At 66.6% G+C, this 18400-nt stretch carries 20 protein-coding genes and 1 tRNA gene; 10 read left to right on the forward strand and 11 right to left on the reverse strand.

The genetic code is table 11. The features are described 5' to 3' along the window. Positions 1-18: 18 nt before the first annotated feature. From murB to amaB, 6 genes are all read right to left on the reverse strand, one after another. A complete protein-coding gene (gene murB, locus AC5P7E_RS14710) occupies positions 19-1080 on the reverse strand; it encodes a UDP-N-acetylmuramate dehydrogenase (protein WP_049459957.1) in 1062 nt (353 codons plus the stop codon). An 8-nt stretch (positions 1081-1088) separates the two neighbouring features. After that, on the reverse strand, positions 1089-2144 hold the full coding sequence (locus tag AC5P7E_RS14715) for a quinone-dependent dihydroorotate dehydrogenase (protein WP_005409365.1): 1056 nt from the start codon (positions 2142-2144) through the stop codon (positions 1089-1091). Positions 2145-2152: 8 nt separating this feature from the next. Next, on the reverse strand, positions 2153-2923 hold the full coding sequence (locus AC5P7E_RS14720; RefSeq protein ID WP_114618751.1) for a class I SAM-dependent methyltransferase: 771 nt from the start codon (positions 2921-2923) through the stop codon (positions 2153-2155). Positions 2924-2927: 4 nt separating this feature from the next. Beyond that, positions 2928-3212: a DUF4190 domain-containing protein gene (locus AC5P7E_RS14725; protein WP_005413144.1), complete on the reverse strand. Its 285-nt coding sequence runs from the start codon at positions 3210-3212 to the stop codon at positions 2928-2930. Between the two features lie 179 nt (positions 3213-3391). Beyond that, complete coding sequence (locus AC5P7E_RS14730; protein WP_114618752.1) at positions 3392-4231, reverse strand: SDR family NAD(P)-dependent oxidoreductase; 840 nt, start codon at positions 4229-4231, stop codon at positions 3392-3394. Next, positions 4231-5763 (reverse strand): L-piperidine-6-carboxylate dehydrogenase, encoded by a 1533-nt coding sequence (gene amaB, locus AC5P7E_RS14735; RefSeq protein WP_012480007.1) that lies wholly within the window; start codon positions 5761-5763, stop codon positions 4231-4233. Before amaB ends, AC5P7E_RS14730 begins: the two co-directional genes overlap by 1 nt. Positions 5764-5946: 183 nt before the next feature. Here amaB and AC5P7E_RS14740 point away from each other — a divergent pair. The 3 genes from AC5P7E_RS14740 (at position 5947) to AC5P7E_RS14750 (ending at position 7397) form a co-directional block, all read left to right on the forward strand. Further along, positions 5947-6023 (forward strand) — tRNA-Arg (locus AC5P7E_RS14740). A gap of 253 nt (positions 6024-6276) precedes the next feature. After that, positions 6277-6759: a hypothetical protein gene (locus AC5P7E_RS14745; protein ID WP_005409399.1), complete on the forward strand. Its 483-nt coding sequence runs from the start codon at positions 6277-6279 to the stop codon at positions 6757-6759. Between the two features lie 173 nt (positions 6760-6932). Next, entirely contained in the window at positions 6933-7397 is a 465-nt protein-coding gene (locus tag AC5P7E_RS14750) for a GNAT family N-acetyltransferase (protein WP_114618753.1), read from the forward strand. A 7-nt stretch (positions 7398-7404) separates the two neighbouring features. Here the strand turns inward: AC5P7E_RS14750 and AC5P7E_RS14755 are convergent, their stop codons facing one another. Continuing rightward, a complete protein-coding gene (locus AC5P7E_RS14755; RefSeq protein WP_114618754.1) occupies positions 7405-7965 on the reverse strand; it encodes a GNAT family N-acetyltransferase in 561 nt (186 codons plus the stop codon). Between the two features lie 157 nt (positions 7966-8122). On the opposite strand from AC5P7E_RS14755, the gene AC5P7E_RS14760 reads away from it, so the two are divergent. Beyond that, the gene (locus AC5P7E_RS14760; protein WP_114618755.1) at positions 8123-9016 is read left to right on the forward strand and encodes an AraC family transcriptional regulator; all 894 of its coding nucleotides are present in this window, start codon (positions 8123-8125) and stop codon (positions 9014-9016) included. Here the strand turns inward: AC5P7E_RS14760 and AC5P7E_RS14765 are convergent. Then, positions 8964-9794, reverse strand: coding sequence for a universal stress protein (locus tag AC5P7E_RS14765; protein ID WP_114618773.1), 831 nt, complete (start codon positions 9792-9794; stop codon positions 8964-8966). The two genes, AC5P7E_RS14760 and AC5P7E_RS14765, sit on opposite strands and share 53 nt — an antisense overlap. A gap of 172 nt (positions 9795-9966) precedes the next feature. Between AC5P7E_RS14765 and AC5P7E_RS14770 the strand changes: the two genes are divergently transcribed. After that, on the forward strand, positions 9967-10533 hold the full coding sequence (locus AC5P7E_RS14770) for a TetR/AcrR family transcriptional regulator (RefSeq protein WP_049469523.1): 567 nt from the start codon (positions 9967-9969) through the stop codon (positions 10531-10533). Between the two features lie 30 nt (positions 10534-10563). Here AC5P7E_RS14770 and AC5P7E_RS14775 read toward each other — a convergent pair whose 3' ends face one another. Further along, the gene (locus AC5P7E_RS14775) at positions 10564-10923 is read right to left on the reverse strand and encodes a response regulator (RefSeq protein ID WP_005409405.1); all 360 of its coding nucleotides are present in this window, start codon (positions 10921-10923) and stop codon (positions 10564-10566) included. Beyond that, positions 10913-12076 carry a two-component system sensor histidine kinase NtrB gene (locus tag AC5P7E_RS14780; protein WP_414490133.1) on the reverse strand — a complete coding sequence of 388 codons (1164 nt, stop codon included), beginning with the start codon at positions 12074-12076 and terminating at the stop codon, positions 10913-10915. The genes AC5P7E_RS14775 and AC5P7E_RS14780 overlap by 11 nt, the downstream gene beginning before the upstream one ends. Positions 12077-12227: 151 nt before the next feature. Between AC5P7E_RS14780 and AC5P7E_RS14785 the strand changes: the two genes are divergently transcribed. From AC5P7E_RS14785 to AC5P7E_RS14805, 5 genes are read left to right on the forward strand one after another with little or no spacing between them, the layout of a single operon-like run. Further along, positions 12228-15329 carry a hybrid sensor histidine kinase/response regulator gene (locus AC5P7E_RS14785; RefSeq protein WP_088610818.1) on the forward strand — a complete coding sequence of 1034 codons (3102 nt, stop codon included), beginning with the start codon at positions 12228-12230 and terminating at the stop codon, positions 15327-15329. After that, the gene (locus tag AC5P7E_RS14790; RefSeq protein WP_005409408.1) at positions 15326-16150 is read left to right on the forward strand and encodes a CheR family methyltransferase; all 825 of its coding nucleotides are present in this window, start codon (positions 15326-15328) and stop codon (positions 16148-16150) included. Before AC5P7E_RS14785 ends, AC5P7E_RS14790 begins: the two co-directional genes overlap by 4 nt. Further along, the gene (locus AC5P7E_RS14795) at positions 16150-16725 is read left to right on the forward strand and encodes a chemotaxis protein CheB (RefSeq protein WP_005413150.1); all 576 of its coding nucleotides are present in this window, start codon (positions 16150-16152) and stop codon (positions 16723-16725) included. Before AC5P7E_RS14790 ends, AC5P7E_RS14795 begins: the two co-directional genes overlap by 1 nt. Beyond that, positions 16722-17855 (forward strand): hybrid sensor histidine kinase/response regulator, encoded by a 1134-nt coding sequence (locus AC5P7E_RS14800; protein ID WP_005413151.1) that lies wholly within the window; start codon positions 16722-16724, stop codon positions 17853-17855. Before AC5P7E_RS14795 ends, AC5P7E_RS14800 begins: the two co-directional genes overlap by 4 nt. A 54-nt stretch (positions 17856-17909) precedes the next feature. Beyond that, positions 17910-18044: a hypothetical protein gene (locus AC5P7E_RS14805; protein ID WP_005413152.1), complete on the forward strand. Its 135-nt coding sequence runs from the start codon at positions 17910-17912 to the stop codon at positions 18042-18044. A gap of 15 nt (positions 18045-18059) precedes the next feature. Here the strand turns inward: AC5P7E_RS14805 and AC5P7E_RS14810 are convergent, their stop codons facing one another. After that, entirely contained in the window at positions 18060-18380 is a 321-nt protein-coding gene (locus tag AC5P7E_RS14810) for an ArsR/SmtB family transcription factor (protein WP_012480019.1), read from the reverse strand. Between the last annotated feature and the right edge of the window lie 20 nt (positions 18381-18400).

Genomic DNA, 18400 nt, shown 5'->3' on the forward strand with positions numbered 1-18400 from the left:
GGGGGAGGGCGGGGGTGTTCACCACTGTGCGCCGAGCAGGCGGGGCTCCGGTTCGATCGGCACGCCGAACTTCTCCAGCACCGAAGCGGAGATGCGTCGCGCCAGCGCCAGCAGTTCAGCACCGCTGGCATTGCCATGGTTGACCAGTACCAGCGCGTGGCTGGGGGCCACGCCGGCATCGCCTTCGCGGAAGCCCTTCCAGCCGCAGGACTCGATCATCCATGCCGCCGAGACCTTGCGCTTGTCGTCCTGCTCGGCCGGGAACACGGGCAGGTCGGGGAAGTGCTGCAGCAGCACATCGACCTGTTCCAGCGGCAGCACCGGGTTCTTGAAGAAACTGCCGGCGTTGCCCAGCACATCCGGGTCGGGCAGCTTGCGGCGGCGGATCGCGATCACCGCGTTGGCCACGTCCACCGCGCTCGGCAGCTCCACGCCCTGTGCCTGCAGTTCCTCGCGAATGCCGGCATAGTCCATGCGCAGGTCATGCAGCAGCGGCAGCTTCAGTTCGATGGCGGTGATCAGGTAGCGGTCCATCTGCTGCTTGAACACGCTGTCGCGGTAGGTGAAGCGACACTGCTCGTTGTCCAGCCGTACCCAGCTTTGTTCCTGGCAGTCCCAGGCCTCGACCGCCTGGATGAACTCGCCGACCTGCGCACCGTAGGCGCCGATGTTCTGGATCGGCGCGGCACCGGCGGTGCCGGGAATCAGGGCCAGGTTCTCCAGCCCGGACAAGCCTTCCTGCAGCGACCACATCACCAGGCCATGCCAGGGCACGCCGGCCCCGGCGCGGATCACCGCATGGTCGGCGCGGTGTTCCAGGAAACTGATGTCACGGTTGCCGAACACCAGCACGGTGCCCGGCAGGTCTTCGGCGATCAGTACGTTGCTGCCGGCACCCAGTACCAACAGGGGACCGCTGGCCACTTCGGGCAATGCCAGCACTTCCGGCAGCAGTGCGGCATCGTGCAGTTCCAGCAGCTGCGCGGCGCTGGCCTGCACGTGGAAGGTGTTCAGCGCCTGCAGCGGCGCATTGCGGGTGAGCGTCCAGCGCAGCGGGGCGTTGCCGTCGACGGTATCCATGGGCGCGCTCACAGTGGGGCCACCGCGCCGCGGCTCGGCGCTTCGCGGCGGCGACGGATCGCCTCCACGCATTCAGAGACCAACGCCGGGCCACGGAAGATCAAGCCGCTGTAGCACTGCACCAGCGCCGCGCCTGCGGCCATCTTGGCCACCGCATCGGCACCGGACAGGATGCCTCCGACACCCACCAGCGGTACCGATTCGGGCAGGCGCGAGCGCAGGCGGCGCAGCACCAGGGTGGACTGCTCCAGCACCGGCGCACCGGACAGGCCGCCGGCCTCGTTGGCCAGCGGGTCGCCGGCCACCTTGCTGTGGTCGATGGTGGTGTTCGTGGCGATCACGCCGTCCACCTGCAGTTCGCCCAGCACGCGCGCGGCGGCATCGATGTCGCGGTCACTCAGGTCCGGTGCAACCTTGACCAGCATCGGCACGCGGCGGCCGTGGCGCGCCGCGAGATCTTCCTGGCGGTCGCGCAACTGGCTGACCAGCTGGCGCAGCGCGGTCTCTTCCTGCAATTCACGCAGGCCGGCGGTGTTGGGCGAGGAGATGTTGACGGTGATGTAGTCCGCCAGCGGATACACCTTGTCCAGGCAGGCGATGTAATCGTCCACCGCCTGTTCGTTCGGGGTGTCCTTGTTCTTGCCGATGTTGATGCCGAGCAGGCCGCGGCGGTTGCGCGCGCGCTCGACATTGCGCACCAGCGCGTCCACGCCCGCATTGTTGAAGCCCATGCGGTTGATGATCGCGTTGTGTTCCGGCAGGCGGAACAGGCGCGGCTGCGGGTTGCCGGCCTGCGGGCGCGGGGTGATGGTGCCGATCTCGACGAAGCCGAAGCCGAGCGCGAACAGCGCATCGATGTGCTCGCCATTCTTGTCCAGGCCGGCGGCCAGGCCGACCGGATTGGGGAAGGTCAGCCCGAACACCGTGCTGGGCATCGGCGCGATGCGTGCGGCCAGCAGCGGCGTGGTGCCGGTGCGGTAGGCCAGGTCCAGTGCGGACAGGCCGAGGCCGTGGGCGCGCTCGGCGTCGAGCGAGAACAGGAAGGGGCGGGCAAGCGAATACATGCGTCGGTTCAGTCCAGCGTGCCGAGGAAGGCTCGGGTTCGATATTCAAAAGCGACCTGGCCGTCGACCGCGTGGGCGGCGAACAGGTCCTGCAGAGCGTCGATCATCGGCGCGTGGCGAGGATGACCGGATTGGGGTGCGTAGGAGGAGGACAGCAGGCGCCCGCGCAGGGCGTCGAAGTCCAGATGCTGTACGTTCGGCAACTCCACCATGCCGCGCAGGCCGCGGCCGAACCAGGCCTGCATGGTGGCATCGTCCTGGTAGCGCTCGGCCACGGCGGTGTAATCGGTGCCGTAGTCCAGCAGCAGCTGTTCGTAGCCAACCAGGAATGGACTGGCATCGAGCAGGCGCGAATTCCAGTAGATCAGTGCCAGGCCACCGGGGCAGAGGATGCGCTGCCACTCGGCGCGCACCGCCACGGTGTCGAACCAGTGGAACGCCTGCGCGACGCTGACCAGATCAATGCTGGCATCGTCCAGGCCGGTGGCCTCGGCCCGGCCATTGACGGCGGAAAAGCCCGGATACTGCGGCGCCAGCCACTCTTCGGCGGCGGCGCGCATGGCGGCGTTCGGCTCGACCGCCACCAGCGGATGACCGCTGGCCAGAAACTGACGGCTGGAAATGCCGGTGCCAGCACCGATGTCGGCGACACGGGCCTGGTGACTGACATCCATCGGGCCATGCAGCCATTCCAGCAGCGCGGGCGGGTAATCGGGCCGGTAGCGGACGTAGTCGGCGACGCGGCTGCTGAAGCGTTCAGTGCTGTCGGAAGTGGTCATGGCGTCAGTTCGACACCGCGGCCAGCCACGCCAGGCCACCGAAGAACAGGATGAAGACCAGGATGGCGGCAAGCACGGCGCCGACCATCACCCAGCCCAGCACAAGGCCGGTGACGGCCAGGCCATCGCCTTCCAGTTCATGCGGGCGGCGGCGGATCTCGGCGCGGGCCATGTGGCCGGTGATGATGGCCACGATGCTGGCCACGAAGGGCAGGACGGTCCAGCTGGCGATGCCCATGACCAGGCTGACCACGGCCAGGGCGCTTGTCTGTCGGGGTGCCACGCTCATCGGGGTCCTCCTTGGCAGTGTGCACATGATAGTGCCTCTGCCCGGGCAATCCCATGCCCGGCGGATGCGATGGCAGGCGTGGACCCTGGTGGGCGAACGAGGTGCAAGCCTTGGTAGGCGTCGACCTCGGTCGACGAAAGGCATGCCAACCAAGGTTGGCAGCTACCGGAGTGCCGGTATCAGCCCATCAACACCTGGCCGCCATCCACGTTGAGCACGCTGCCGGTGACCCAGCGCGCCACCGGCGAGCACAGGAACAGGGCGGCGTCGGCAATTTCGCGCGGATGGCCGAAGCGGCCGAACGGGATCTTCGCCAGGGTGCCGTGGTACAGCGCTGGATCTTCGGTGCGACGGCGATCCCACAGGCCGTCATCGAATTCAATCGAACCGGGGGCGATGGCGTTGACCCGGATCCGGTCCTTGGCCAGCGCCAGTGCCTGCGACGTGGTGTAGTGCGACAGCGCGGCCTTGGCGGCGGCGTAGGGCGCGCCACCGGGGCGTGGCTGCTGTGCGGCGATCGAGGACAGGTTGAGGATGCAGGCATCGCTGGATGCGCGCAGCCATGGCAGTGCCAGGCGCGAGGCCCGTACCGCCGCCATCAGGTCGATCTGCAGGCTGGCGGCCCAGCCATCCTCGTCGTCGGCCATGCCGTAGCCGGTAGCGTTGTTGATCAGTACATCGATGCCGCCGAGTGCATCGGCAGCGGCCTGCAGCCAGGCCTGGATCTGGCCGGCGTCGGCCAGATCGGCGGAGACGGTATGCAGTGGGGTGCCCTGTGCCTGCGCATCGGCACGCAGGGCATCCAGGCCGGCCTGGCCACGTGCGCAGACCGAGACCTGCGCACCGGCGCCGGCAAATGCCAACGCCATTTCACGACCGATGCCCTTGCTGCCGCCGGCGATCAGCACGCGGCGACCGGTGAAGTCGAGGGTCGGGGCCCCATTGGGGATCCGGCCCTGGGCAGGGGTCAGATCCCCGGAGGGGCTCTGACCCGCAGCCATGGCAGAAACGTCTGCCATCACAGATCGAACTTGATGCCCTGGGCCAGCGGCAGCGAGTCCGAATAGTTGATGGTGTTGGTCTGGCGGCGCATGTAGACCTTCCAGGCGTCCGAACCGGACTCGCGGCCACCGCCGGTGTCCTTTTCGCCACCGAAGGCGCCACCGATCTCCGCACCGGACGTGCCGATGTTGATGTTGGCAATGCCGCAGTCGCTGCCAGCGGCCGACAGGAACTTCTCGGCAGTCTTCAGGTTCTGGGTGAAGATCGAGGACGACAGGCCCTGCGGCACGCCATTCTGCATGTCGATGGCTTCATCGAGGGTGTCGTACGGCATCACGTACAGGATCGGCGCGAAGGTCTCGTGCTGGACCACGGCATCGCTGTTCTTCAGGCCGGAGACAATCGCCGGCAGCACGAAGTTGCCGGCGCGGTCGATGCGGGTGCCGCCGGTTTCGATGGTGCCGCCTGCAGCCTTGGCCTGGGCAATGGCATCGAGGAACTGCTGCACGGCGCCGTCGCTGTTCAGTGGGCCCATCAGGTTGGCCGCATCGGTCGGGTCGCCGATCTTGCCTTCGACCTGCTTGTAGGCCTTGACCAGGGTGGCCAGCACGTCGGCGTAGATCGAGCGGTGCACGATCAGGCGGCGGGTGGTGGTGCAGCGCTGGCCGGCGGTGCCGACGGCGCCGAACACGATGCCCGGCACGGCCAGCTTCAGGTCGGCGGTTTCGTCCAGGATGATGGCGTTGTTGCCGCCCAGTTCCAGCAGGCAGCGGCCGAGGCGGCGCGCGACCTTCTCGTTGACGGTGCGGCCGACCTGGGTCGAGCCGGTGAAGCTGATCAGCGGCACGCGACGGTCATCGACCATCTTTTCCGACAGCGCGGTGCCGGCATCGTTGATCAGGAAGAAGATGTCCGGGAAGCCGGCTTCGCGCAGGGCGTCGTTGCAGATCTTCAGCGAGGCGATGGCGGTCAGCGGCGTCTTGTTGGACGGCTTCCAGATGCACACGTCGCCACAGATGGCGGCCAGGAACGAGTTCCAGCTCCACACCGCGACCGGGAAGTTGAAGGCAGAGATGATGCCGACCAGGCCCAGCGGGTGGTACTGCTCGTACATGCGGTGGCCGGGGCGCTCGGAATGCATGGTGTAGCCGTACAGCATGCGGCTCTGGCCCACGGCGAAATCGGCGATGTCAATCATCTCCTGCACTTCGCCGTCGCCTTCCGGCTTGCTCTTGCCCATTTCCAGCGCCACCAGCGAACCCAGGGCGTCCTTGTGCTTGCGCAGTGCTTCGCCGCACAGGCGCACGGCTTCGCCGCGACGCGGGGCCGGCGTGGTACGCCAGATCTTGAAGGCTTCCTGGGCGCGGGCGACGACGGTCTCGTACTCGGCCTCGGTGGTCGCGCGGACCTGCGCGATCGGCTCGCCGGTGGTCGGGTTGACCGGGGTGATCAGCTCACCGCTGGTCGCGCTCGACCACTCCCCGTTGCCCAGGTACGTGCCAGCGTTGATCGCGTCCAGGCCAAGGGACTTGAGCAGCTCGGAAGACATGCAGACTCCTGTGTTTCGTTACGTTGTTTGGTGCCATCGCGGGCAGGTGGGGGGCGCGATGAACTGAATCGCCGATGGTAGCAGAGCGGCCTGTCCGGCCATGGTGCAACGCGCCAGCGCCGCCGTGTGGAGCACGAATGCTTGGAGGGCAGGGTGTGTTGCCTGTAAACTTCCCGGCTGCATGGCCCCGTAGCTCAGCTGGATAGAGCGTCCCCCTCCTAAGGGGAAGGTCGCCCGTTCGAATCGGGCCGGGGTCACCATAATCAGTCACTTGCGACGATTGGTGATCGTGTGGCGCTCCTTGTTCCACGGCACCTTCCAGTGCTTTGGTCGCAGTGGTCACAATGGCCAGTCAACAGGCGGCCCTCGCCACGAAGCCGTCCTCCCCTTCAGGCATCGGGTGCGCAGAAGGGCCCAGACTGTCGAGCCTGTCATATTTGGCCGTATACCTGCGGGGTAGACTCGGTTGGCACGCATGAGGCGTGCACTACGCCAATACCGAGGACGATAGTCATGTTGAAGGGATTGAAACCTCTCACCGCTGCCGCCGTGTGCCTGCTCGGCCTGTCCGCCTTTGCCCAGAGCGCTGCTGCGGCACAATGGGTAGACAGCGGCCGCACCGCGTACGTAAAGACCAGTTTCTTCGGCAGTTTCGCCTACCACACCTGCGACTCCAGCGGTGCGCAGATCCAGGGGTACCCGGGTAGCTGCGGCAGCGATGCTGGCAGTGGCTGGACGTCCAATTACACGGCCTCCAGTGACCTTGCCAACAGTCAGCTCATGGCCTGCAACCACAATCCGTTCCAGCTCGGCTCGGCCTGCTACGGCCTGGCGTATGCGATCAATGGCCAAGCGTACGCTGGCGGGCTGCCTGCCGCCTGCAATCTTGGCGCGCGCGCGGTGGTCACCGCGTCCAGCATGGAAACCGTCGAGATCCAGTACGAAGAGCTCGACGTGGACACCATCGAATCGGCACGCGAGTACGTCTGCCGGTAAAGCGCCGACAGGTCGCCGCCGTCGAGTGCGGCGGCTTCCTGCAGGGGACATCCGTCTTACGCACTGTTACCGTAGCCCAGTTCGCGCAAGCACGTCCGCTGCAAGCGCCTGCTCATCACCCTCCAATCCAGGCAGCGGCCGCGGCAGGTTGACGGGACCACACAGGCTTCCATATGCCCGCACAGTTGCAACCGGTTCAACCTCGGCATTACCCGCGTATCGCTGGCTGGCTCGATTCGGTTGCAGCGACGCAACGCTGGGCTGGCCCGGGCGTTGCGTTTCCTCTGCTGCCTGAGGCATTCGCACAGGCTCTTGAACTGGCCGAGCGCCCGGGTTGGGTCCTGTTGGACGGGGAAGGTGCGTGCATGGGGTTCGGCCAGTACTGGTTTACCGCGCCCGGCACTGCCCACCTGGGCCGCATCATTGTCTCGCCGCAGGCGCGTGGGCGCGGCCTGGGACGGGTGCTGATGCAGTTGTTGTGTGCCGAGGCCCTGCGGTCGCCGGATGTGCAGCACCTGAGCCTGCGTGTCTATCGTGACAACGTCGCGGCGGTCGCGCTCTACCGCGATTTCGGCTTTCAGCCGGTGGAAGATGCCTCGACGCCGGATCTGTTGTTCATGCAGCACAGCGAGCGCTGAGCCGTGATCATGTGGGTAGTGGTACGGTCTGCTGCGCCTGCCATTCCCTGGCGGTGATGCGGCTGATGTGTTCGGTGCGGTAGTCGGCGAGGAAGCGGTTGAACTGGTTGACCTCGGTGTGGTGATGGCGGAAACCGCATTTGGCCTGCGCGCTCATCGATTGCAGGTTGTCGGCGAAGTAGCCGCACCACAACGCATCCAGCTGCAGATCCAGGAAGGCATGCCGCATCACCTCACGTACAGCTTCGGGTACCAGGCCACGCCCCCAGTACGGTACGCCGATCCAGTAGGCGATCTCTCCCTCGCGCTCGCCCAAGTTGAAGTTGCTGTCTGCACCGATCAGGATGCCGACGCAACCGATGGCACGCCCGTTCTCGCGGCTCTGCAGGGCGTAGACCTCCGGTCGGTTGAACACGGTGCGGATGATGTCGGCACTCTCCTCTACGCTGGCATGCGGTGGCCAACCGGCGACGGGCCCCACGCGCGGGTCGCGGGCGTACTCGTACAGATCGGCGGCGTCACTGTCGCGCCAGGGGCGCAGGATCAAGCGTTGGGTGGCCAGTTGCATGGCGGGTCCGTCGGTGGAAAGAAAGTGCACAGGCTAGGTTTCGACGGGTAGGAAGCACAGGGCGGGACATTGATGGTTTCGGTACTTTTCACAACTTCTTCGTTCGGGCGGATATGCTCTGCCGCGATATCCCAGTGGAATCCCAGTGGATCGGCCCATGGATCGCATTCCCCAGCTTCTGGAACAGGACGAATCCATGCGTCTGGAAGTCAGTACGCTGGCGGAAGGCTTGGGTGTTCCGCTGTCGTTCGGGCACGCCTATCTGACGGTGCTGGTGTGCGTGTCCGGGCGTGCGCGGTTCGCACTGAACTTCCGCGAAGTGGCGGTGCAGCGGCACGACGTACTGGTGCTGGCGGAGGATACGCTGGCGCTGCTGCGGCAGCGTTCGCGCGGCTTCCTTGCGGTGGCCTGCCTGGTGCCGAAAGCGCTGGCCTCGGAGGTGGCCTATGTGCTGCCCAATGCACTGTTCAAGTTCCTGCACGAGCACCCCCATTGTGTACCGTCACCGCTGGAGGTGCCGCTGCTGCAGGGTTGGCTGCAGCAGTTGATGGATGCCCAGCACAACGGTGGCCGCCATCGGCACGTGATGCTGCGCAACCTGCTGCAGACCTTTTTCCTGAAGTTCGCCACATTGCTCCCGGCATACTACGAGGCGGCGCCGCAGGTCGGCCGGCGCGAGCGCCTGGCCTGGAGCTTCTGGGAGCTGGTCGGCCAGCGCAGCACGCGCCAACGCGACGTGCAGTCCTACGCCGAGGCGCTGTGCATTACCCCGTTCTATCTCTCGCAGGTGACCCGGGAATGCTTCGGCGAAACGCCGAAGGCGTTGATCGACCGCCAGGTGGTGCTGGAGATCAAGGCGCTGCTGAGCTACAGCGAACTGCCGATCGGACGCATCGCCGAACGCCTGTGTTTCGAGGACGCGTCCTACCTGTGCCGCTATTTCCGGCGGCACACCGGCCAATCGCTGACCGGCTACCGCCGGGCGGGGCGGGGCGGTATCAGTGCGATACGAACAAGGGCGCCGGTACTTCGGCCAGCAGATCCTCGGTGACCCCGCCGAGCACGCGCTCGACCACGCGACTGCGGCTGTAGGGCCCCAGCACCAGCAGATCGGCTTCGGCATCAAGTACATGCTGGCGAATGGTGGCAGCTACACCCCCTTGGCTGGAGCTGATCGCCTGTATCTCCACTTCAACGCCGTGCCGCGCCAGATGCTGGGCCATTTCAGCGCCGGGTGCCGCTTCAGCCTTGGGCGTGTCGACCATCAGCAGGTGCACGGCCTGCGCGCGGGCCAGCAGAGGCAGGGCATCTGCCACCGCACGACGGGCCTGCTTGCTGGCATTCCAGGCCACCACGATACGCCGGCCGACCTGCTCGCCCCTCCAGTGCGGCGGCACCAGCAGCATCGGTACCCCGGTCTGGCGCAGCGTGCCCAGTGGATGCCAGCCGGAGGGCGCGCCTGGTGTGTGCGGATAGCCGGCGATGATCAGGTCGCAGTAGAGCGACTGCAGCGCCAGGTCAGCGCCACCCAGGTAGTCCGAGACGATGCGCAGTTCGGTGCTGATCTGCAGCGGCTCGGACACGGCACGCAGGTTCTGCATCAGCTGTGCGGTGCAGGCGGCATCCGCGCGGGCCTCGTGGTCCAGCGCGGCGGCGATGCCGGCACCGCGCGCGAAGCCGTTGGCGATGTCGGTGGGATGCAGGGCCGTGGAGACTGCGACCAGATGCGCCTGCTGGGCCTGCGCCAGGTCGGCGGCGATGTTGAGAACGCGGTGCCCGGTGTCGCTGGCGTCGAACAGCACGGCGATATCGCGTAGTGGGTGCAGCATGGCGTTGTCTCCCTCGATGCCTGTGACGCGTTCCCTGCCGTGCACCGACCCGGGTGCACCGGACGCACCGCTGTTGTAGCGCATTCGTGATTCGTGTGAATCATATTTGATTCAGTTTATTAATTGATGATTCATGCTAGCGTGAGGGTCAGCCCACACCCCCTCGCTTTTCATGCGACCTGCCGCAGCACGTACACGACGCGACCTGCCCCATGCGCTGGCGGCCACCCTGGTCAGCCATCCACGCTGCACCCTCAGCGAACTCGCGCGCGGGGCGGGCATCAGCCGCGCGACCCTGTACCGGTTTGCGCCTACCCGGGAGGCGATCGACGAGGCCCTGTTCGCAGCCGGTTTCGAGCGCGTGGAAGCGGCGGCGGCCTGGTTCGACCAGGGCGGTGATGCACGCCACGTGCTGGAGCAGGTCACCGCCACGCTGCTGGCGGACTGGGAGCTGGTGACGCTGCTGTTCGCACGGATGATGGAAGAACAGCAGCGCCTGGGCGACCTGCACCTGCTGCCGGAGCGCTGGGCGCCGATCGGCGGGCGCTTCGAGGCCTTCTTCCTGCGGGGTCAGGCGGCCGGGGAGTTCAACGTCGGTTTCACCGCGGTATGGCTCGCGGACTTCTACTGGAGCTGCTTCTACGGCATCACCTGGTCACTGGCACGCGGTCGGCTGGCGCCGGCAGCGGCAGCCTCTACGCTGCTGGCATCGTTCCAGCGCGGGGCGATGATGGGTTGACCGCAGGGGCTTCCTGCGGGGCGCCGTGGCTTACGCCTGCCTGAGCAGCTGCACCAGCTGGCGCAGGCGATAGGGCTTGGGCAGGAACTCCACCTGCTCGGGCAGCGGCGGCAGCTGCGAACGGGCATAGCCGGACGAGAGGATCATCCTTGCCTGCGGCTGTTCGCGTGCCACATGCTCGCTCAGCTCGATGCCGGACATGCCGTTGGGCATGCTGACGTCGCTGAACACCACGTCGAAACGTGCTTCGCCCTTGAGCAGTTCCGCCGCCTCGTGGCCATCGGCGGTCGTGGCCACATCGATGCCGAGGTCGCGCAGGGCCAGGCCGATCATTTCACGCAGATCGGTCTGGTCTTCCACCATCAGTACGCGGATCGGGTCATCGGTCATCGGCAGGGTCCTCCATTGCGGGTAGCAGCAGGCTGACCGTGGTGCCGACACCGGGCGTGGTGGACACGTCGACGAAGCCGCCGCTCTGGGTAGTGAATCCGAACACCTGGCTCAGGCCCAGGCCGCTGCCTTTGCCGATGTCCTTGGTGGTGAAGAAGGGCTCGGTGGCCCGTTCGGCGATGTCGGCCGCCATCCCGTGGCCTTCATCGCAGACGCTGAGGGTGACATAGCCACGTTGCAGCGTGGAGTCCGCGTCCGGGTCGAGGCGATGCTCCAGCGCGGTGCCGATCAGGATGCGACCGCCTTCAAGGGTAGCATCGGCGGCATTTGCGACCAGATTGGCCAGCGCCGTCTGCAGCTGCAGCGCATCGGTGTTGACCGCAGGCAGGCCGGGTGCCAGCTGGGAATCCAGCATCACCGTGGGCGGGCAGGCGCGTTGCAGGTCCGGCAGCCATTGCTGTATCAACACGTTGATATCCAGTGGTTCGCGGATCAGGGTCTGGCCAGTGCTGAACGCCAGCAGCTGGCGGGTCAGCAGCGCACCACGATCGGTCGCGCTCTGCGCGGCATCGAGCAGCTCGGCGGCGCGCGCATCGTCACCGCCAACGCGCAGGGACAGCAGGTCCAGTGCGTTGCCGATGGTGGTCAGCAGGTTGTTGAACTCATGCGACAGGCCGCGGCTGAGTCGGCCGACGGCCTCGAACTGTTGGGTATTGCGCAGCGCTCGTTGGGCATCACGCAGCAGGCGCTGTGCCTGCCACTGTTCGGTGATGTCGCGGGTGATCTTGACGAAGCCGAGCAGCTCACCCGCTTCAACCACCGGCTCGATGACAACACTGGCACGGAATGACGAGCCATCGCGGCGTACCCGCCAGCCCTCATTGGCAACGTGGCCATGCTGCGCTGCATGGCGGAGCAGGCGTTGCGGTTCTCCTGCCTCGCGGTCGACGGCCAGGTAGAAGCGACCAAAGTGGGTGCCCACCACTTCATCGGCTGAATAGCCCTTGATGCGCTCCGCACCCGGGTTCCAGCTGCAGACGATGCCATCCGGATCAAGCAGGTACAGCGCATGGTCGCGCACGCTGTCGATCAGCAGTCGCAGTTGGCGGGAAGGGTCCGTCAGCACGGACGTCGTAGAGGCGGCAGCGTCCACGTAAAAATAAGTGTTACCCCTGTGAGGGACGTGAAGCTAGGCATTCAAGTGTGAAGGAGGCGTGGAGGCGGGACACGTGCCATTTGTCCTGTGCGGCTGAATACGACACGGAGTACCATCACCCACCCTTTGTGTTCTGGAAGCGACCTGCATGCGTCCTGGTGCGACTACGCGTGACCGCTGGATCTGGATGACGTCCGCCGTGCTGCTGGCTGCGACCATCGCATTGGAGCTGGTGGTACCGCTCGGTTATGCGGTATGGCTGGCGTATTTCCTGGCCGTGGGCGTCACGGTGTTCCAGCGCAGTGCGCGCGCGCCGTTCATCGTGGCTGTGCTCGCCTGCGTCCTGCTGGTCATCGGTTTCAACATCGCCCCGGCCAGCTCGAACTCGGCGTTCTCGCTTGTCAACCGAAGCATCGGTGGTTGTGCGTTCCTGATGATCGCGCTGATCGTCTCCCGCGCGATCCAGGCACGCCGGGACGCAATGCGGGCGTTGTGGCTGCAGGAGGCCGAGAACGCGGTAGCGATGAGCCTGCGCGGCGACCTCGGCCCGGAGCAGATTGCCGAGGCGGCAGCCACCAGCCTGGGCGCGCAACTGGAGGCCGACGTCGGCGCCGTGTACCGGCTGGAAGGCGGACGACTGCAGCTGACCGGCGGCCTGGCGTTGCCGTCCGGCATGCCGGCGTCGCTGGCATTGCAGGAGGGCGTGGCCGGGCAGGTGGCGCGGGATGAGTGCATCCGTCACCTGAAGGGCAGCGACGACGCCGTACTTGAACTGCAGACCAGCCTGGGGCGGTTGCCGGTGCGCGAGCGCATCCTCGCGCCGATCAGCAGTGACGGCACCGTGGTAGGCATCGTCGAGCTGGGACGCGCCCGGGCGGGTGCGCAGCGCGACCTGGATCGCGAGCTGCTGGAGCGCTGCGCCGAGACCATCGGCATGGCGCTGCGTGCATCGCTGCTGCGCGCACAACTGGTGGTGCTGCTGGAGGAATCGCAGCGCCAGGGCGAGGAGCTGCAGGCCCAGCAGGAAGAGCTGCGCGTGGCCAATGAGGAACTGGAAGAGCAGAGCCGCAGCCTGCTGCAGTCGCAGAGCCATCTGGAAGAACAGCAGGCCGAGCTGGAACAGAGCAACGTCCAGCTGGAAGAGCGGACCCACGAGCTGGAGGCGCAGAAGCAGGCACTGCTGGTCGCGCAGAGCCAGCTGGTGCGCAACAGCAACGAACTGGCCGCGACATCGCGCTACAAGTCCGAGTTCCTGGCCAACATGTCGCACGAACTGCGCACGCCGCTGAACAGCTCGCTGATCCTGGCCAAGCTGCTGGCCGACAACAAGGACGGCACGCTCACCGAAGAACAGGTGAAGTATGCGCGTGCGATCCTGTCGTCCAACAACGATCTGCTGGCGCTGATCAACGACATCCTGGACCTGTCGCGCATCGAGGCCGGCCACGTCGAGCTGGCCGATGAAGTGGTGGTGACCGACAGCGTGCTGCAGCGCCTGCGCGAGACTTTCGAGCCGATGGCGCGGCAGAAGGGCCTGGCCCTGCAGATCGAGGCCGATGCGCTGGCGCCGAGCCAGCTGGTGGTCGACAGCCAGCGACTGCAGCAGATCCTGAAGAACCTGCTGGCCAATGCGGTGAAGTTCACCGAGCATGGAAAGGTCAGCCTGCACGTGCGCGCGGCCGGCCAGGGGCGCATCCGTTTCGAGGTCTGCGACAGCGGTATCGGCATTGCCCGCGAGCAGCTGCAGGTCATCTTCGAAGCCTTCCGCCAGGCCGATGGCAGCACCCGTCGCCGCTACGGTGGCACCGGCCTGGGGCTGTCGATCTCGCGCGATCTGGCCGAGCGCATGGGCGGCAGCATCCAGGTCGACAGCGAACCGGGCCGTGGCAGCTGCTTCATTCTGGAACTGCCGTTGCAGGGCGCGCCCGCGTCGAGCGCCGCGGACATCGCCGCAGCCCCCGTGGCCTCGCCGGTCGCGGCCGCTGTGCCGGCGATGCAGGTGCCAGCAAGGGCTCCGGTGGCGCCGACGACGACGGTGCCCAGCGTGGCCGACGACCGCGGTCGTCGCCAGCACCCGGGCCGCCTGATCCTGGCCGTCGAGGACGACGCCACGTTCGCCGAAGCGCTGGTGGCCCTGGCCCATGAACTGGATTTCGACTGCGTGGTGGCCGGGACGGCCGAAGAGGCGCTGGCCCTGGCCGGCGAACTGCGACCGAACGGCATCCTGCTCGATATCGGCCTGCCGGACGTGTCCGGCCTGAGCGTGCTGGAGCGCCTGAAGCGCAACCCCGATACCCGCCATATTCCTGTGCACGTGGTCTCGGCAACGGACCGCAGCCAGGTGGCGCGCGAGCTTGGCGCGATCGGGTTTGCGATCAAGCCGACCACGCGCGAGCGCCTGGTAAGCGCCATCGAGCAGCTGGAACAGACCAGCCAGCGCGACGTGCGGCGCCTGCTGATCGTCGAGGACGACAGCGAGCTGCGCCACAACCTGGAACTGCTGCTGGGCCGTGATCAGCTGCAGATCGTCGCCGTGGGAACGCTTGCTGGCGCGCTGGAGCAGCTCAGCACGGTCACCTTTGATTGCATGGTGATGGACCTGTCACTGCCTGACGGCAGCGGCTACGACCTGCTCGAACACATGGCCGGCAACGATGACGTCGGCTTCCCGCCGGTGATCGTCTATACCGGTCGCGCGCTCGGTCGCGAGGAAGAACAGCGCCTGCGCCGCTATTCCAAGAGCATCATCATCAAGGGCGCACGTTCGCCCGAACGCCTGCTGGATGAAGTCACCCTGTTCCTGCACAGCGTGGAAGCCAGCCTGCCCACCGACCAGCAGCGCCTGCTGCGCGAGGCGCGCCGTCGCGACACCGTGCTCGATGGACGCACCGTACTGCTGGCCGAGGACGACGTGCGCAACATCTTTGCGCTGTCCAGCGTGCTCGAGCCGCTGGGCGTGACGCTGGAGATCGCGCGCAATGGGCAGGAGGCAGTGGACCGCCTGGCCGAGCGCGAAGTCGACCTGGTGCTGATGGACATCATGATGCCGGAGAAGGATGGCCTGGCCGCGATGCGCGAGATCCGCGCGCAGCGTCACCTGCAGGACCTGCCGATCATCGCGCTGACTGCCAAGGCCATGCCGGACGACCGTGAGCGTTGCCTGCAGGCGGGCGCCAACGATTACATCGCCAAGCCCATCGACGTCGACAAGCTGGTCTCGCTGTGCCGGGTCTGGTGCTCGCGGCAATGAACGAACAGGCGCTGTTCGACCTCGAACTGAAGGTCCTGCTGGAGGCGCTGTACCAGCGCTACCACTACGATTTCCGCAGCTATGCGGTGTCGTCGCTGCGCCGACGCATGCGCCAGGCGATGCAGCGCTATGAGTGCGAGCGGCTGGTCGACCTGCAGTACCGGCTGCTGCACGAGCCGGACCTGTTCGCCCAGGCCATGCAGTTCTTCACCGTGCAGGTCTCGGAGATGTTCCGTGACCCTGCGTATTTCCGTGAGCTGCGCGAGCAGGTGGTGCCAGTGCTGCGTACCTATCCCTCGGTGAAGCTGTGGGTGGCCGGCTGCAGCACGGGCGAGGAAGTGTGGTCGCTGGCGATCCTGCTGCATGAGGAAGGCCTGCTCGAGCGCAGCATCGTCTATGCCACCGACATCAATCCGGCCGCGCTGGCCACCGCCGAGGCGGGCGCCTATGGCATCGACCGGATGGCCCAGTTCAGCCGCAACTACCTGGCCGCCGGTGGCACCGCGTCGCTGTCGGACTACTACGCTACCGCCTACGATGGTGCGGTGTTCGACCGCCAACTGCGCCGCAACGTGGTGTTCGCCGACCACAGCCTGGCCACCGATACCGTGTTCTCCGAAGTGCACCTGGTGTCGTGCCGCAACGTGCTGATCTATTTCAACCGCGACCTGCAGGATCGTGCCGTCGGCCTGTTCCGCGAAGCGCTGGTGCACCGGGGCTTCCTTGGCCTGGGCAGCAAGGAGTCGCTGCAGTTCGGGTGCCACCACGATGCCTTCGAGGTCTGTTCGCGAGAGCACCGCCTGTACCGGAAGGTGGCCTGATGACGCTGCCGGTGCGTCCGGCCGTGCTGGTGATCGGCGCGTCCGCCGGTGGCGTGGCGGCCCTGCAGGCGGTGCTCGGTGCACTGCCGGCGAAGCTGCCGGTACCGGTACTGGCCGTGCTGCACCTGCCGCGAGACCGCACCAGCCGCATCGCCGAGGTGCTGGCGCCGTACTGCGCGTTGCCGGTGCGCGAAGCCGAAGACAAGCAGCCGTTGCAACCGGGCACGGTGACGTTCGCGCCGCCGGATTACCACCTGCTGGTGGAGGACGAGGGGGCGTTGGCGCTGTCGGTGGATGCACCGGTGCTGTTTTCCCGTCCGGCCATCGATCCGCTGTTCGATTCCGCTGCTGCGGTGTTCGGCGCGCAGGTATTGGCCCTGCTGCTGACCGGTGCCAGCAGTGATGGCAGCGAGGGCGTTGCCGCCGTGCGCCGTGCCGGTGGCCATGCTTGGCTGCAATGTCCCGAGGAAGCCGAGGCGTCGATGATGCCCGCTTCCGCCCTGCAGTACGCCGGCGCCGATGCCGTGCTGCCCCTTGAACTGATGTGTCGCCGCCTGAAGGAGTTGTTTGCATGAACCTGTTGCCACCGGAACCTGCGCAGTCGCAGACCCCGGTCAACCTCCTGATCGTCGATGACGTGCCGCAGAACCTGGTAGCCATGCAGGCCCTGCTGCAGCGCGAAGGGGTCAACCTGCTGCTGGCCGGCTCGGGCGCGCAGGCGTTGGAGCTGCTGCTCGAGCACGAGGTGGCATTGGCCCTGCTTGACGTGCACATGCCGGAGATCGATGGCTTCACCCTGGCCGAACTGATGCGCGGTTCGCATCGCAGCCGCGACGTGCCGATCATCTTCCTGACCGCCTCTCCGGATGATCCCCTGCGCGTGTTCAAGGGCTACGAAAGCGGTGCGGTCGATTTCCTGCACAAGCCGGTGGCGCCGCAGGTGATCCTGAGCAAGGTCAACGTCTTCATCGAGCTGTACCAGCAGCGGCAGCTGCTGAAGGCGCGCAACGAGGCACTGGAGCGGGCGCTGAAGCTCAACGAGACGATGGCTGCCGTTTTGACCCACGACCTGCGCACGCCGTTGTCGGCGATCCTGCTGTGCACCGACAAGCTGGCGCTGGAGCTTCCGGAAGACAACGCAGGCGCGCAGCAGACGCTGCAGTACCTGGAAGCCAGCACCCTGCGGATGGCGCGGATGGTCGAGCAGCTGCTGGATTTCTCGCGGATCCGCAGCGGTGGCCTGAGGCTGGAGGCAAGTGCCTGCGATCTGGCCGACGTGACGCGCGCGGTAGTCGCCGAGGCGGGCAGCGCGCATGGGGCGGACCGGATCCACCTGGACCTGCAGGGAGACACGCGGCTGCAGGGCGATCTGGATCGCCTTGGCCAGGTCGCCGCCAACCTGGTCGGCAATGCGCTGACCCATGGCAGCGAGGCGAGGGTGGAGGTGGATGGGCGCGACCCGCGCGGCGTATTGCTGCGGGTCAGCAACGCCGGCCGGATCGATGACGCGCTGTTGCCGCGACTGTTCGAACCGTTCAAGGCCAGCTTCCACCAGAGCAAGGGCCTGGGCCTGGGCCTGTACATCGTCGATCAGTTCGTCCGCGCGCACGGCGGGCGCATTGCGGCCCGCAACGAAGCGGGCCAGGTGGTGTTCGAGGCAATGCTGCCACGACGCTGCGACGGCACGGTCTTGGCGGCAACCTGAACGCTTCGGCCAGCGTTCCGGCGGACTGAGACGGACTGGTCCGCAACTGCCAGCGTGGGTGCCTATTCTCGCCAGCTTTCCTGCAGTGACTGGTCCGGATTCTCCCGGCGCCTGCAGGGCGATCGTTCGGCACCGACGCCAGTGGACCTGCTCGATCAGGTGGTGCAGCCGGCGCTGCATGCAGGCTGATGGTCTGCGCCGGATTCAGCGCGAAGCAGCCCCGCAGTACGCCGCATGCAGCGCCTGCAGCACGCCCAGCGCCGGCCCTTCAAGGACCCGGTAGTGGATCGCCTGCGCTTCGCGCCGGGTCGCCACGATATCCAGTCCGCGCAGCACCGCCAGATGCTGTGACAACGCCGATGCGCTCAGGCCGGTCAGTGCCTGCAGTTCCGGTACCGGCGCTTCACCTTCCACCAGGCGGCACAGCACCCGCAGCCGGGCCGGGTGGGCCAGGCTTTTGAGCAGCGTGGCTGCCTGCGACGCGTGTTCGGCCATCGCGGCGCTGTCGAGCTGGGTCCGGGCCATGGTTGACCATCTTATTTAGA

It is taken from the genome of Stenotrophomonas sp. YJH_SMC_25, assembly GCF_059369595.1.